This window comes from Hoeflea sp. AS16 (assembly GCF_038900095.1).
Classification (GTDB): Bacteria; Pseudomonadota; Alphaproteobacteria; order Rhizobiales; family Rhizobiaceae; genus Hoeflea.
The window spans coordinates 30210-43964 of record NZ_JBBMQQ010000007.1; the positions used below are offsets into that span (position 1 = coordinate 30210).

The window sequence follows — 13755 nt, forward strand, 5'->3', positions numbered from 1 at the left end:
TCTGCGGATTCGGCTCGCCCTCTGGGCCAACGGGAGGAGCAAATCATGATGGTTGACCGCAGCTCCCCGCGCCCCGTGCGGAGCGCACTTCTCGATGACATATCCACAGATGGCCGGATTTCCCACGGTTTCTTCAACCGCACTGGCGGTGTTTCCAAGGGACTCTACCGCGGATTGAACGTCGGACTGGGCTCACGCGATGACCGGGGCGACGTGCTCGAGAACCGGAATCGGGTCAGCCGCTGGTTCGACCTTGATAGCGACCGGCTGGTCACGGTGCATCAGGTCCATTCGCCGCGCGTCCAGATCGCGACGCCGGAAAACCGCAACGAACGCCCCGAGGCCGATGCACTGGTGACAAACACGCCCGGCCTGGTGCTTGGCGTGCTCACCGCCGATTGCGGCCCGGTGCTGTTTGCCGATGCGCAAGCCGGCGTTATCGGCGCGGCCCACGCCGGCTGGCGCGGCGCTTTTGACGGCGTGCTCGAAAGCACGATTGAAGCCATGCTGGGCCTCGGCGCCGACACCGGGCGCATCGTTGCCGTTCTTGGCCCTTCCATCAGCCAGGAAAACTACGAGGTCGGGCCCGAGTTCGTTGATCGTTTCCTGCAACAGGGTGCCCGCAACGATACTTATTTCAAGGCTTCGGCCAAACCGGGGCACGCCCTGTTCGACCTGAAACAATATACCGTCGACCGGCTGCGCAAGGCCGGGCTGACAGCCGACATGCTTTCTGACTGCACCTATGCCGATGAGGAGGCCTGGTATTCCTACCGGCGGTCCACCCATCGAAACGAACCGGATTACGGACGACAAATCTCCGCCATCGCCATCAAGGAGGACGCCCATGGCCCTGCATTTTGAACGCGAGGAATACGCCGCCCGTCTGGAGAAACTGACGGCCAGCATGCGTCAGGAGAAACTCGACGCCATGCTGCTGTTCGCCCAGGAGAGCATGTACTGGCTCACCGGCTACGACACCTTCGGCTTCTGCTTCTTCCAGTGCCTGGTGGTCAAGGCCGACGGATCTATGACCCTGCTGACCCGTTCGGCGGACCTTCGCCAGGCCCGCCAGACCTCGAACATCGAGCAGATTGTCGTCTGGACCGACCGGACCAATGCCGATCCGGCGCTGGATCTGAAGAACCTGCTGTCCGACCTCGATCTGCTTGGCGAGCGCATTGGCGTCGAATACGACACCCACGGACTGACCGGCGCCAATTGCCGCAAGCTTGACAACCAGCTGCAGAGCTTCGCCGAACTGGTTGACGCCTCCTATCTCGTCAGCCGCTTGCGGCTGTTCAAGAGCCCCCAGGAAATCGCCTACGCCAGGCGCGCCGCCGAATTGTCCGACGCTGCCCTTGATGCCGCCCTGCCGCTGGTCAGGCCTGGAGCCAGTGAAGCCGACATTCTGGCCGCCATGCAGGGCGCGGTGTTTTCCGGTGGCGGCGACTACCCGGCCAATGAATTCATCATCGGTTCCGGCGAAGACGCGCTTTTGTGCCGCTACAAGGCAGGCCGCCGGCAACTGACGGCGACAGACCAGCTGACACTCGAGTGGGCCGGTGTTTTCGCCCACTACCATGCGCCAATGATGCGCACCGTCATCATCGGCGAACCCACACCCCGCCATGTCGAGCTTTACGAGGCCTGCAGGCTGTCACTGGACGCCATCACCGCGATCCTCAGACCCGGCACCACGTTTGGCGAGGTCTTCGATGCCCATGCCGACGTGATGGACGAGCGCGGGCTGACCCGGCACCGGCTCAACGCCTGCGGCTATTCGGTGGGCGCGCGATTTACCCCGAGCTGGATGGAGCACCAGATGTTCCACACCGGAAACCCGCTCGAGATTGCCCCGGACATGACGCTTTTCGTCCACATGATCATCATGGATTCCGAATCCGGCACCGCCATGACACTGGGACAGACCTATCTGACCACGGAAGATGCACCGGAGTCCCTGTCGGCGAAATCTCTTGATCTGATCATCGCCTCCTAGGGTCCTCCACCTCGGCAGTGACTTGTCTCTTGACCAGTCGCCACATGCGCCGGACCCGTCAACGATTGACAGGTCTGCCTCCGGGATTTCATAACAAGCACGGGAAACGGGCGGGAAACATGATGCAACGCATCAAAATTGTCGGCATTGCAGGGGCGTTGGCCGTCATGATCGCGGGCTGCAACAGCACCGAGACGCTTCAGCCGATTCCCGGCGATCAGCAGCCAGCGACAGACACGATGACGCCTGGTGAGGTTGACCCGTTTGCGGGCAACGCCAATCCGGCGGCGCCCGGTACCCAGCTGCCCGGCACCCAGGCACCGGGAGCCCAGGCTCCGGGAACTCAGCCCAATGCCAGCCAGACACAGGCGGCCCTGCCCGCAGGCCAGGTGCGGGGCCAGATTCGCTTCATGCCGGTCATCGGCGCTCCGGTGAACGCCGTCACGCCATTGTCGCGCCGGTTGGCGGTGGAAGCGCGCAATCGCGGACTGGCGATCTTGAGCGCCTCCGATCCGGGTGGCGATCATGTGCTCAAGGGCTATTTCTCCGCCGACAATTTCGATGGCCAGACAACCGTGTTCTACGTCTGGGACATACTGGACCCGGCCGGCAACAGATTGAGCCGGATTCAGGGACAGGAAATCTTCCCCGGCGGCAGCGGCGATCCGTGGGCATCCGTGCCCGCAGATGTGATGGAGCGAATCGCCAGCCGCACATTGGCCGACTATGCGGCATGGCGCGGTCTCTGACGGTCGCCAAGCCGGCTTAGCTGTGCTTTGACGGCGTCACTTTTCAAGAAGTTTAACAAAAAAATTACGCCGCGCGGCGATGCACGCTTGCAATCATCGAAACGCCCGCTAAAACGCGGGCCAACGGGTTGGCGCCCCGTCCCCTTGCGTGATCCTGCGCATGGAGCGACGCGGCCGAAAAAACAGGCGGTCCCAAATGAAGGTTTTCGCAGGAAACTCGAACCGGCGTTTGGCGGAGTCCATTTGCAATTATCTCAACGTGCCCCTGGGCAAGGCAAGCGTCCGCCGCTTCGCCGACCAGGAGATATTCGTCGAGATCCAGGAGAATGTGCGCGGCGAGGATGTCTTCATCCTTCAGTCCACCTCCTATCCGACAAATGACCACCTGATGGAACTTCTGATCATGATCGACGCCTTCCGTCGCTCATCTGCCAGACGCATCACCGCGGTCCTTCCCTATTTCGGTTACGCCCGGCAGGATCGCCGCGCATCCGGACGGACACCGATCTCGGCAAAGCTGGTGGCCAACCTGATCACCGAGGCAGGCGCCGACCGCGTTCTCACGCTCGACCTGCATGCCGGCCAGATCCAGGGTTTCTTTGATATTCCGACCGACAACCTGTTCGCCATCCCGGTGATCGCCCGCGACATCAAGGCCAAGTATCAGCTGGAAAATGTCATGGTTGTCTCGCCCGATGTCGGCGGCGTGGTTCGCGCCCGCGCACTGGGCAAACGCCTTGGCTCGCTGCTCGCCATCGTCGACAAGCGCCGCGACCGCCCCGGCGAATCCGAAGTCATGAACATCATCGGTGAAGTTGACGGCAAGGACTGCATCCTGATCGACGATATCGTCGATTCCGGCGGCACCCTGTGCAACGCCGCCGAGGCGCTGCTCAACAACGGCGCAAATTCGGTAACCGCCTACATCACCCACGGCGTGCTCTCGGGCGGTGCGGTGGCACGCGTTTCGTCTTCCAAGCTCAAAGAACTTGTGATCACCGACTCGATCCAGCCGACGCAGGAAATCCAGTCGGCACCCAACATCCGCGTGATCTCAACGGATGCCCTGATCGGCGAGGCCATCAACCGCACCGCCGCCGAACAATCCGTCTCCAGCCTGTTCGACTGATACCGCTCAGGCCAGCAATGTGACCGCGACGCCTGCCAGTGTCGCGGCCCCGAGAACCACAAACAGATTGATGTGCAGCCGCAGCAGCGCCACGCCCGCACCCAGTGCGATGGCGAGCGCGGCAATGTCCAGGCTCGCAAGATCGGGCACCGGCAGGGTAAAGGGCCAGAACTGCGCCTCCCCCACACGGCCGAACAGCACGTGCAGCGCAAACCATACCGCCAGATTTGAGATCACCCCGACCACGGCCGCGGTGATCGCCGACAATCCCGCCGTCAGCCATTTGACCGAGCGCAGCCGCTCGATATGCGGCGCACCGGCAAAAATCCACAGGAAGCACGGCGCAAAGGTGAAGAACAGCGCCAGCGTGCCGCCCAACAGCCCTCCCGTGAACGGATCCAGCCCCGCTTCGCGCGCCCCGCCGAGAAAACCGACGAGCACCAGCACCAGGATCAGCGGTCCCGGTGTGGTCTCCGCCAGACCGAGGCCGGCCAGCATGTCGCCCGGCATCAGCCAGCCGTACACTTCCACCGCCTGCTGGCCGACATAGGCCAGCACCGCATAGGCGCCGCCGAAGGTGACAATAGCCGCCTTGGAAAAGAACACCGCCATGGCCGCAAAAGTATCGGGAACACCGGGCAGCAGGAGCAGCATGGCCAGCGGCACAAGCCAGATCATGCCCCAGACCAGCACGGTCTTGAGTGTCGTCCCGGTCAATCCGGGCAAGTCGGCGGCAGGTTCCTCCGTTTGGGCAACATCGGCAGAAACCTCGGCTCGAGAAGCAAGAATGCCGATCACCCCTGCCCCCAGCACGATCAGCGGAAACGGCAGCTTCAGGAAGGCGATGGCGACAAACGCCGCAATCGCCAGCACCCAGGCAAGCCGGGACTTGAGCGCCCGTTTGGAAACCTTGATCAGCGCCTCCAGCACGATCGCCAGCACTGCGGCCTTCAATCCGAACAAAACCCCGGCCACCAGCGGCAGATCGCCATAATGGAAATAGGTCGCTGACAACCCCATGATGATCGCAAAACCCGGCAGGATAAACAGCAGTCCGGCCAGCAGCCCTCCGGCAACGCCACGCAATAGCCAGCCTGCATAGGCGGCCAATTGCATCGCCTCGGGACCGGGCAGCAGCATGCAGAAATTCAGCGCATGCAGAAACCGTGGCTCATCCAGCCATTCGCGCTCGTCGACCAGCTCCCGGTGCATCAGCGCAATCTGGCCCGCAGGACCGCCGAAGGACAACAACCCGATGCGCCCGAAGACGCGCAACATCTCGGACCATGAGGGAAACGATATGGAACTCATGATGCAATTTCCCCCGGCGTCCAGGTGTGAGTCTCGTGGCTGGCATCGCGGCACCCGGCAAACAGTGCGTTGAAAATCATCAGGCCGTTTCCCAGCAATGCCAGATCATCATCTTCCATTGATGACAATTCCGCAGAAAAGCCCAGCCGTTGGGGCGAAAACCGGTGTCCGCCAAGCCCGGCATGCGCACACAGCCGCCCGATCTCTTGCATTCGGCCGGTTGCTCCGCTATAGCACGCCCGTCCGTGCAGACACCCTTGGAGGCAACGCGGATGAGGCGCCGGAAACGGCGCTTGATGTTTTTTGGGACCGGTGCAAGCCGGCGACCGGAAAGCAGCCCCATATAGAACCTCGAAAGGTTATGCCATGAGCAATGCTGCATATGAGCTGAAGGCCGAGGCGCGCGCACAGGTTGGTAAGGGGTCCGCCCGTGAACTTCGCCGCAACGGTTTGATTCCTGCTGTCATCTACGGTGACAACAAAGACCCTGTTTCCATCGCGCTCTCGCGCAAGGATGTGACCAAGAAGATTCACGATGGCGGTTTCCTGACCACCCTCGTCACCATTGATGTCGACGGCAAGAAGCACTCCGTGCTGCCCAAGGACTATCAGCTGGATCCGGTCCGTGACTTCCTGATGCATGTCGATTTCCTGCGCGTGTCGAAGAACACCCAGGTGACCGTGGAAGTTCCGGTTCACTTCGAAAACGAAGAGAAGTCCCCCGGCCTCAAGCGCGGCGGCGTTCTCAACGTCGTGCGTCACACGGTCGAGTGCAACTGCCCGGCCAACGCCATTCCGGATTCGATCACGGTCGACCTTACCGGTCTGGAAATCGGCGACGGCATCCACATCTCGCACGTCAATCTGCCTGAGGGCGTTGAGCCGACGATCACCGATCGCGACTTCACCATCGCCACCATCGCAGCACCTGCCGGCCTGAAGAGCGACGACAACGCCGCTGGCGCTGACGATGCCGAAGAGGCTGCAGAAGGCGAAACCGAAGAATAAGCCATCTTGGCAGGGTTTTGAGGGTCAGGCTCCATGTTGCTCATCGCAGGACTTGGAAATCCCGGCCCTCAATACGCCAGGAATCGGCACAATGTCGGCTTTATGGCGGCGGACGCAATTGCCCGCCGCCATTCGTTTTCCGGATTTTCGAAAAAATTCCGCAGTGAAATCGCCGAAGGCACGCTTGCCGGCGAAAAAGTCCTGCTCATCAAGCCCATGACCTTCATGAACCTGTCAGGTGACAGCGTCGGCGAAGCCATGCGGTTCTACAAGCTCAAGCCTGCCGACATCATCGTCATTCACGACGAACTCGACCTTGCCCCCGGCAAGATCAAGCTCAAGGTCGGCGGCGGCAATGGTGGCCACAACGGCCTCAAGTCGATCGACGCACATTGCGGCAAGGACTACAAGCGCTTGCGGATCGGCATCGGTCATCCCGGCCACAAGGACCGGGTCAACCCGCACGTGCTGGGCGACTTTGCCAAGGCGGATCAGGAGTGGCTCGAGCCATTGCTTGATGCCATTGCGGACAATGCGGAGTTGATCGCAAAAGGCGACGACGCAGGCTTTCTCAACAAAATCGCACTCGCCACCGGCACGGCAGCGCCAAAGCCAGCCAAGCCCGAGAAAACACCTGCTGCCGGCGGAAAAACGGCGCCGGCAGGAAAATCCCATATCCGTCAGGCCCGCAATTCGGCCCAGCCCAAAACGCTGCCGACATCCGGCCCGATGGCCGACATGCTCAAGAAGCTCTTTGGCAACAAGGACTGAGCTGCCGAACGGCCCCGCTTAAAGTTCCGCGATGCGCTGCCAGAACAGGTCGACAAAGCCGCCGATACCGGCTTCGATCAGGGTAGCAATGCCAAGCCCGGCGCCATCGATCAGCACCATCGCGGCAAGACCACCGAAGACCGAGAATGTCACCGACAGCCTGAGATTCTTCAGACTGTCGAGACGGTAATAGCCGGCATCGTCATATTCGGTGCCCCAGAGATAATCGGCCCAGCCATAACCGCCCGACACCAGTATGTTGACCGCGGGCGTGTCCGACAGCTTGTCCGGAAACACGTTGAACACCGCCCGTATGACATGGAAAATCACGCCGAAAAGCGCAAAGAAGATCCCCGCAACGACGAAATGCCAAGTGGCGAGCTCGGTCTCCATATTGGTCTCTCCCGGGTCGGACAGCCTGCAGGATTGCACAAATGTCTTTCCATCAGGTTGACCGGACCTGATGCTGACGGGGCTGATGCCTGGCACCACCCCCGCCACACCTCTGGTTCCGGCGGTCACGCCTAGAGATACATGCCGCCAGACACTTCGATCCGCTGCGCGGTCATCCACTGGTTGTCGCCAAGCAGGATGCTGGCGATCGCACCGCCGATGTCGTCGGGCAGTCCGGCCCGCCCCATCGCGGTCACACTGGCCACGAAGGCATTCGCATCCGGATTGTCCCGCACCGCGCCTCCACCGAAATCGGTCTCGATTGCACCCGGGGCAATGACATTGACCGAAATGCCACGCGATCCCAGTTCCTTGGCCTGGTACCGGGTCAGGACCTCGATCGCTCCCTTCATGGTGGCGTAGGCGGCGTATCCCGGCAAGCTGAACCGGGCGAGGCCGGAAGACACATTGAGGATGCGCCCGCCATCGGCAATCAGCGGCAACAGGTGCTGGGTGAGAAAGAACACGCCCTTGACGTGAACATTCATCAACCGGTCGAACTGTTCCTCCGTGGTGTCGGCAAAGGCCACGTTGATGCCCATGCCGGCATTGTTGACCAGAAAGTCGAATGTGCGTCGGCCCCAGAGGCTCTGTAGCGTGTCCGGCAGCTGACCGGCAAATGCCGCAAATTGCGCCGTACTTCCGGTATCGAGTTGCAGCGCCGCCGCCGTGCCGCCCAACGCCTCTATTTCCGCGACGACGGCTGCGGCTTCCTCCGCCCGCGACAGGTAGGTGATGATGACGCCGGTGTCCTGACGCGCGAGATGCAGCGCGGCGTTGCGGCCCAGGCCGCGGCTGCCACCGGTGATGAGTGCGATTGATTGGCTCATGAAATGCTCCATGGTTTGAGGTGACCCCAATCTAGCCGCCACATCGCCATCCAGCCTGCCGGATTCTCCGCAACTTCTGCCCGATCCTCCAGAATTTCGATTCAGAGCGTGACGTATTTATCCCAAAGGCGTATCCCTGTCTGGCGAAAGGAAGCCTCATGACACTGCAGGACTTGGCCAGGAGCGTGGATGAGTTCATCGGCGATGATGCCGGTAGCGTTAAAGGTCGCGAGACCGCGCTCGAGGGCCTGTTTGTCCACCGGCAGACGAAACCGAGTGCTTTCGAGGCAACGGTCTACCACCCGGTGATCTGCCTGAACCTGCAAGGCCGCAAGCAAGTGAGCATCGGCGACAGGTCGGTTGTCTTTGGTGCGGGGCAGTCGCTGATCGTCAGTCACGACGTTCCGGTCATGGCGCGCGTCACCGAGGCCAGCCCTCAATCGCCGTATCTGGCAATCATCGTCGCGTTGGACATCGCAATCATCCGCAGCCTTTGCGATGAAGTCGGAAAGCCGGCGCTGGACGACCGGAAGCCAAGCACGCTGACCGCCAACGTCACCGACAGCAGGCTTGTCGATGCACTTGCGCGGTATCTTGCCCTCACCCGTGATCCTGTCGAGGCAAAGGTGATGGGTCCGCTGATCCTCAGGGAAATCCATTTCCGCCTGCTGACCGCCAGCCACGGCGGCATGCTTCGCCAGCTGATGCAGCGTGACAGCCATGCCAGCCGGATATCCCGCGCTATTGGCCGCATCAGGACCGATTTCCGCGTGCCCCTGGCCGTCGCCAGCCTGGCCGAAGAAGCAAGCATGAGCCCCTCCTCCTTTCATGAGCATTTCAGGCAGCTCACTGGAACCACCCCGCTGCAATTCCAGAAGGATCTGCGGCTGATGGAGGCGCGTAGGCTTCTGACCGCCGATGGCGCATCGGTCTCTTCCGCCGCCTACGAGGTGGGCTACGAGAGCGCCACGCAATTCAGCCGCGAGTATTCGCGAAAATTCGGCACGCCTCCCCGCAATGATGTCCGCCGTCCGGACATCGCCTCGGGGCAGCGTTCTGACCGCGTTGCAACGCTTTAAGGCTGGTGTTCGCCGTTTACGCCTGTCAGCCCCTTGACGCGGCACGTCACATCCATACAAAGCCCGCAAGTATCTACTTGAAGGACACCAATTCCATGGGTTTCAAATGCGGCATCGTCGGGCTGCCCAATGTCGGCAAGTCCACACTGTTCAACGCACTGACGCGGACCGCCGCCGCGCAGGCTGCCAACTATCCGTTCTGCACCATTGAGCCCAACACCGGTGAAGTCGCCGTGCCCGATCCGCGCATGCAGAAGCTTGCGTCGGTTGCCGGCTCCAAGGAAATCATCCCGACCCGGATCTCGTTCGTCGATATCGCGGGCCTGGTGCGCGGCGCCTCCAAGGGCGAAGGCCTCGGAAACAAGTTCTTGGCCAATATCCGCGAAGTTGACGCCATCGTTCACGTGCTGCGTTGTTTTGAAGACGACGACATCACCCATGTCGAGGGTCGCATCAACCCGGTTGGCGACGCGGAGACCATCGAGACCGAACTGATGATCGCCGACCTCGAAAGCCTCGAGCGCCGCACCGACCAGACCCGCAAGCGCGCCGCCGCCAAGGACAAGGAGTCCATGACGGTTCTGCCGATGATGGAAGCCGCACTGAAGCTGCTGCAGGACGGCAAGCCTGTGCGCACCATGCTCAAGTCGCTGTCTGCCGAGGATCTCGCAATCCTCAAGGGCCTCAACCTGCTGACCTCGCACCCCGTACTCTATGTCTGCAACGTCTCCGAGGAAGATGCCGCAACCGGCAACGCCCACACCGAGGCTGTTGCCAGGATGGCAGCCGAACAGGGGGCCGAAAGCATCGTCGTCTCCGCGGCCATCGAATCCGAAGTCGCGCAATTGCCTGACGATGAAGCCAAGGAGTTTCTCTCGGCCCTCGGCCTTGACGAGGCAGGCCTCGACCAGCTGATCCGCGCCGGCTACCAGCTTCTCGACCTGATCACCTATTTCACCGTCGGCCCCAAGGAAACCCGCGCCTGGACGATCGAGCGCGGCACCAAGGCACCTGCCGCCGCCGGCGTCATCCACACCGATTTCGAACGCGGCTTCATCCGCGCCTTCACCATCGCCTACGACGACTATGTCACCCTTGGCGGCGAAGTCCCTGCCAAGGAGGCAGGCAAGGCGCGTGACGAAGGCAAGGAATACGTGGTCCAGGATGGCGACGTGATCCACTTCCGCTTCAACACCTAGAGCGCCTGTCAACGCAGCAAGTACCGGACAGTCAAAACCAGTCCCGCGGGCACCAACCCGCGGAACTGGTTTCAAGGCTGTATCCGGCTGCTCGATGAAAGCAGGCTTGTCAGCTTTTCTTGTGCGGGCAGGTCGACATCCCGAAAATCGAGTAGATCGGGCAGGTGCCGAACAGACCGGTAAACAGCGGAATGATGCCGATCAGCGTGAAGTAGCGCCACGAGGCGTCCGGGTAGATGAAAAACAGCCCCAGCAACACCAGACCGGCGATAACGCGAAGCGTGCGATCAACAGCGCCTACATTGTTCTTGAACATTTCCGTAACTCCAGTTCCGTGACCGGACGCGATGCCGGAATACATATTGATTATCAAATAAATCGCCGCGTGCTTTGACAAGGATCAATCACCGCGATTTGCGTCATGCCGGAAGCGTTCATCCCCTCTTCCGCAGGCAGCGGCAATTTGACCGCCAAGCCACTGAAAACCTTTCACACCTAAATGAAATCGACTAGGTTGCGCGGCATCCAACATTGAAGAAGCGGTCCATTCCATGCCAGACGATAACCTTCTCCATTTTGAGGACATGCCGCCGGGAACCGTGTTTCCGCTCGGACCCAAGCATGTCACGGCAGACGAAATCATCGCATTCGCCATGGAATATGATGCCCAGCCGATGCATCTGGATGCCGAGGCCGGAAGGCAATCCATCCTGGGTGGCCTGGCCGCGTCCGGCTGGCACAGCTGCGCCATGATGATGCGGATGATGACGGACTCCTACCTGCTGCGCTCCGCCGCGGAAGGCGCGCCCGGGATCGACTATGTCAAATGGAAGAAGCCGGTGCTCGCCGGTGATGTCCTGTCGGGTGAAACCCGCGTGCTCGACAGCCGGCAATCGCAGTCCCGGCCCGGAATTGGCATTGTCAGCCTCAGGCACGAACTGCGAAACCAGAAGGGCGACACCGTGCTGGAATCGGAGAACCCGGTGATGATCCGCCTGCGCAATCCGGAGAGCCCCAGCTCATGACAAACGATCCCTATTTCGTACCCGGCGACCGCCAGGAACTGGGCAGCTATGTCTTCACCGAGGAATCCATCATTGCCTTTGCCCGGCAATTCGATCCGCAGCGCTTTCACGTTGATGCGGAAGCCGCAAAGCACAGCGTGTTCGGCAGCCTGTGCGCATCGGGCTGGCAAACCGCAGCAACCTGGATGAAGCTCAACATCGCCGCAGGCGCCCGCGAGGCACAAAAGGCCAAGGCAGAAGGCCGTGTGCTGCCTGAATTCGGCCCCTCGCCCGGCATCCGCAATCTCAGATGGTTCAAACCTGTCTATGCCGGCGATGAAATCTTCTATTCACGTACGGTCAGGGGCACGCGCCCGCTCAATTCGAGGCCGGGCTGGTCAGTCCTCGAACTGACCTCCGAAGCCCGAAACGAATCCGGCGAGCTGGTGATGAGTTTCGATTCAGCCGCATTGGTCCGACTTCCCGAGGCTGAACAGGCCGATATCTAGCCCTTTGATACGGGTTAATTGCTTGGCGCTACACACTGCGGGCGCCAAGCATAGGCGTAGACGCTCTCAGTGGCCTTCGTAGGACACCAGAGTACGCACCTGTACGCCAAGATCCTCGAGTTTCTTGCGCCCGCCCAGATCCGGCAGGTCGATCACGAAACAGGCGGCGACGATGTTGGCGCCCATCTGGCGCAACAACTTGACGGCACCTTCAGCAGTTCCGCCCGTGGCGATCAGGTCATCAACCAGGATGACGCTTTCACCCTCTGCAACCGCATCGGTATGCATCTCCATCTCGTCGACACCATACTCCAGGCTGTAGGCCACCCGAACGGTGTCATGCGGCAGCTTGCCCTTCTTGCGGATCGGAACGAAACCGGCTGACAACTGGTGCGCCATCGCTCCGCCAAGGATGAAACCGCGCGCCTCGATGCCGGCGATCTTCGACACCCTCAGTCCCGCATAGGGATGCACCAGCTCATCGACCGCCCGCCGGAAGGAGCGCGGTGCACCAAGCAACGTGGTGATGTCGCGAAACAGGATACCCGGTTTCGGATAGTCCTTGATGGTGCGGATGGAGGCGCGAAGTTCGTTTTCAAGTTCAGACATGTTGGCTCCCGGATGGATGTCTCAATGTGCGTCGGGCCCGGCCCCTGTGCAAGCCGCTATTGTGCAGGCCGCTTTCATGCCGCCCCGGCATTGCCGGCAAGGCCAACCGGCCTCACAGCAACACTTTGTGTGAGCGCACAGGGCCTCCCCCGGACTGCCCATGTCACGGGAAGCAAGCACTGGACATGAAAACGCCGCCCGCAGGCGGCGCATTCGAACTTGGCCCGGACAAGGGCGGCTATCAGTGTTCCTTGTTGGAGAACACGGCCTTCTTGGTCAGGTACATCAGCGACGAGAAGATCGCCAGGAACAGGATGACCATGAAGCCGGTGCGCTTGCGGTCTTCCATGTGCGGCTCTGCCGCCCACATCATGAACGCAGCCACGTCCTGTGCATACTGGTCCAGCGTCTCGGGTGCGCCATCATCATAGGTGACGGCACCGTCATCGATCGGCTTAGCCATCGCCAGCGATGCTGCACTGATGAAGTACGGGTTGTAATGCGTTCCCTCGGCGATATCGACGCCTGCAGGTGCCTCTTCGTAACCGGTCAGCAGCGAATAGATATAATTCGGACCGCTTTCATTGTAGCCGGTGAAGATATCGAAGATGAACTGCGGGAAGCCGCGCTCGACATAGCGGGCCTTGGCCAGCAGCGAGAAGTCAGGCGGAACCGCACCATTGTTGGCGTAGGCCGCTGCCTGCTCGTTGGGGAACGGCGACGGGAAATAGTCTGCCGGGATAGCCGCCCGGGTAAACATTTCACCTTCGTCGTTCGGACCATCTTCAACTTCGTAGTTGGCCGCAAAGGATTTGATCTGGTCTTCGGAATATCCCAGATGCTCGAGCGTCCGGAAGGCAACCAGGTTCATCGAGTGACAGGCTGCACAAACCTCGGTGTAAACCTTGAGGCCGCGCTGCAGCTGTCCCTTGTCATAGGTGCCGAACGGACCCGCGAAAGACCAGGACAGCTCTTTCAGGTGATGAATCGGGTAGTGGGGTGTCCCACCTTCCTCTTCCGAGGCGACTGCCGGGCTCATGCCAATGATGGCGACCAGAGCGAACGGAACGATGCTTGCAAGAAGCTTTTTCATATCTCAGAT

The 13755-nt window shown here is 61.0% G+C and carries 17 protein-coding genes; 10 read left to right on the plus strand and 7 right to left on the minus strand.

Translation table 11 applies throughout. The features are described from left to right. Nucleotides 1-48: 48 nt before the first annotated feature. The 4 genes from pgeF to WNY80_RS16495 all read left to right on the plus strand — a co-directional run bounded on the left by pgeF (nucleotide 49) and on the right by WNY80_RS16495 (nucleotide 3880). Nucleotides 49-864: a peptidoglycan editing factor PgeF gene (pgeF, locus tag WNY80_RS16480; protein WP_342888671.1), complete on the plus strand. Its 816-nt coding sequence runs from the start codon at nucleotides 49-51 to the stop codon at nucleotides 862-864. After that, nucleotides 848-2002: a Xaa-Pro peptidase family protein gene (locus WNY80_RS16485; protein ID WP_342888498.1), complete on the plus strand. Its 1155-nt coding sequence runs from the start codon at nucleotides 848-850 to the stop codon at nucleotides 2000-2002. Before pgeF ends, WNY80_RS16485 begins: the two co-directional genes overlap by 17 nt. 122 nt (nucleotides 2003-2124) lie before the next feature. After that, nucleotides 2125-2751, plus strand: a complete 627-nt coding sequence (locus WNY80_RS16490; protein ID WP_342888499.1) for a hypothetical protein — start codon at nucleotides 2125-2127, stop codon at nucleotides 2749-2751. Between the two features lie 196 nt (nucleotides 2752-2947). Then, nucleotides 2948-3880 (plus strand): ribose-phosphate pyrophosphokinase, encoded by a 933-nt coding sequence (locus WNY80_RS16495; protein ID WP_342888500.1) that lies wholly within the window; start codon nucleotides 2948-2950, stop codon nucleotides 3878-3880. A gap of 6 nt (nucleotides 3881-3886) precedes the next feature. Here the strand turns inward: WNY80_RS16495 and chrA are convergent, their stop codons facing one another. Together chrA and WNY80_RS16505 are read right to left on the minus strand one after the other, a co-directional pair. Next, a complete protein-coding gene (chrA, locus tag WNY80_RS16500) occupies nucleotides 3887-5191 on the minus strand; it encodes a chromate efflux transporter (protein WP_342888501.1) in 1305 nt (434 codons plus the stop codon). After that, on the minus strand, nucleotides 5188-5403 hold the full coding sequence (locus WNY80_RS16505) for a hypothetical protein (RefSeq protein WP_342888502.1): 216 nt from the start codon (nucleotides 5401-5403) through the stop codon (nucleotides 5188-5190). Before WNY80_RS16505 ends, chrA begins: the two co-directional genes overlap by 4 nt. A gap of 154 nt (nucleotides 5404-5557) precedes the next feature. Here WNY80_RS16505 and WNY80_RS16510 point away from each other — a divergent pair, with 154 nt between their 5' ends. Continuing rightward, nucleotides 5558-6199 (plus strand): 50S ribosomal protein L25/general stress protein Ctc, encoded by a 642-nt coding sequence (locus WNY80_RS16510; protein ID WP_342888503.1) that lies wholly within the window; start codon nucleotides 5558-5560, stop codon nucleotides 6197-6199. A 33-nt stretch (nucleotides 6200-6232) separates the two neighbouring features. Beyond that, complete coding sequence (gene pth / locus WNY80_RS16515) at nucleotides 6233-6970, plus strand: aminoacyl-tRNA hydrolase (RefSeq protein ID WP_342888504.1); 738 nt, start codon at nucleotides 6233-6235, stop codon at nucleotides 6968-6970. Nucleotides 6971-6988: 18 nt separating this feature from the next. On the opposite strand, the gene WNY80_RS16520 is transcribed toward pth, so the two are convergent. Then, complete coding sequence (locus tag WNY80_RS16520; RefSeq protein ID WP_342888505.1) at nucleotides 6989-7363, minus strand: hypothetical protein; 375 nt, start codon at nucleotides 7361-7363, stop codon at nucleotides 6989-6991. Between the two features lie 131 nt (nucleotides 7364-7494). Continuing rightward, a complete protein-coding gene (locus WNY80_RS16525) occupies nucleotides 7495-8253 on the minus strand; it encodes an SDR family oxidoreductase (protein ID WP_342888506.1) in 759 nt (252 codons plus the stop codon). Nucleotides 8254-8411: 158 nt separating this feature from the next. Here WNY80_RS16525 and WNY80_RS16530 point away from each other — a divergent pair, with 158 nt between their 5' ends. Next, the gene (locus tag WNY80_RS16530) at nucleotides 8412-9332 is read left to right on the plus strand and encodes an AraC family transcriptional regulator (RefSeq protein WP_342888507.1); all 921 of its coding nucleotides are present in this window, start codon (nucleotides 8412-8414) and stop codon (nucleotides 9330-9332) included. Nucleotides 9333-9427: 95 nt separating this feature from the next. Next, nucleotides 9428-10531 (plus strand): redox-regulated ATPase YchF, encoded by a 1104-nt coding sequence (gene ychF / locus WNY80_RS16535; RefSeq protein WP_342888508.1) that lies wholly within the window; start codon nucleotides 9428-9430, stop codon nucleotides 10529-10531. 109 nt (nucleotides 10532-10640) lie between these two features. Here ychF and WNY80_RS16540 read toward each other — a convergent pair whose 3' ends face one another. Next, nucleotides 10641-10847 carry a DUF2892 domain-containing protein gene (locus tag WNY80_RS16540; RefSeq protein WP_342888509.1) on the minus strand — a complete coding sequence of 69 codons (207 nt, stop codon included), beginning with the start codon at nucleotides 10845-10847 and terminating at the stop codon, nucleotides 10641-10643. 235 nt (nucleotides 10848-11082) lie between these two features. On the opposite strand from WNY80_RS16540, the gene WNY80_RS16545 reads away from it, so the two are divergent. Further along, entirely contained in the window at nucleotides 11083-11556 is a 474-nt protein-coding gene (locus tag WNY80_RS16545) for a MaoC family dehydratase (RefSeq protein ID WP_342888510.1), read from the plus strand. After that, entirely contained in the window at nucleotides 11553-12044 is a 492-nt protein-coding gene (locus WNY80_RS16550; RefSeq protein WP_342888511.1) for a MaoC family dehydratase, read from the plus strand. The genes WNY80_RS16545 and WNY80_RS16550 overlap by 4 nt, the downstream gene beginning before the upstream one ends. Before the next feature lie 66 nt (nucleotides 12045-12110). On the opposite strand, the gene WNY80_RS16555 is transcribed toward WNY80_RS16550, so the two are convergent. Further along, nucleotides 12111-12653, minus strand: coding sequence for an adenine phosphoribosyltransferase (locus WNY80_RS16555; RefSeq protein WP_342888512.1), 543 nt, complete (start codon nucleotides 12651-12653; stop codon nucleotides 12111-12113). A gap of 241 nt (nucleotides 12654-12894) precedes the next feature. Then, the gene (locus tag WNY80_RS16560; RefSeq protein WP_342888513.1) at nucleotides 12895-13746 is read right to left on the minus strand and encodes a cytochrome c1; all 852 of its coding nucleotides are present in this window, start codon (nucleotides 13744-13746) and stop codon (nucleotides 12895-12897) included. Nucleotides 13747-13755: the final 9 nt, after the last annotated feature.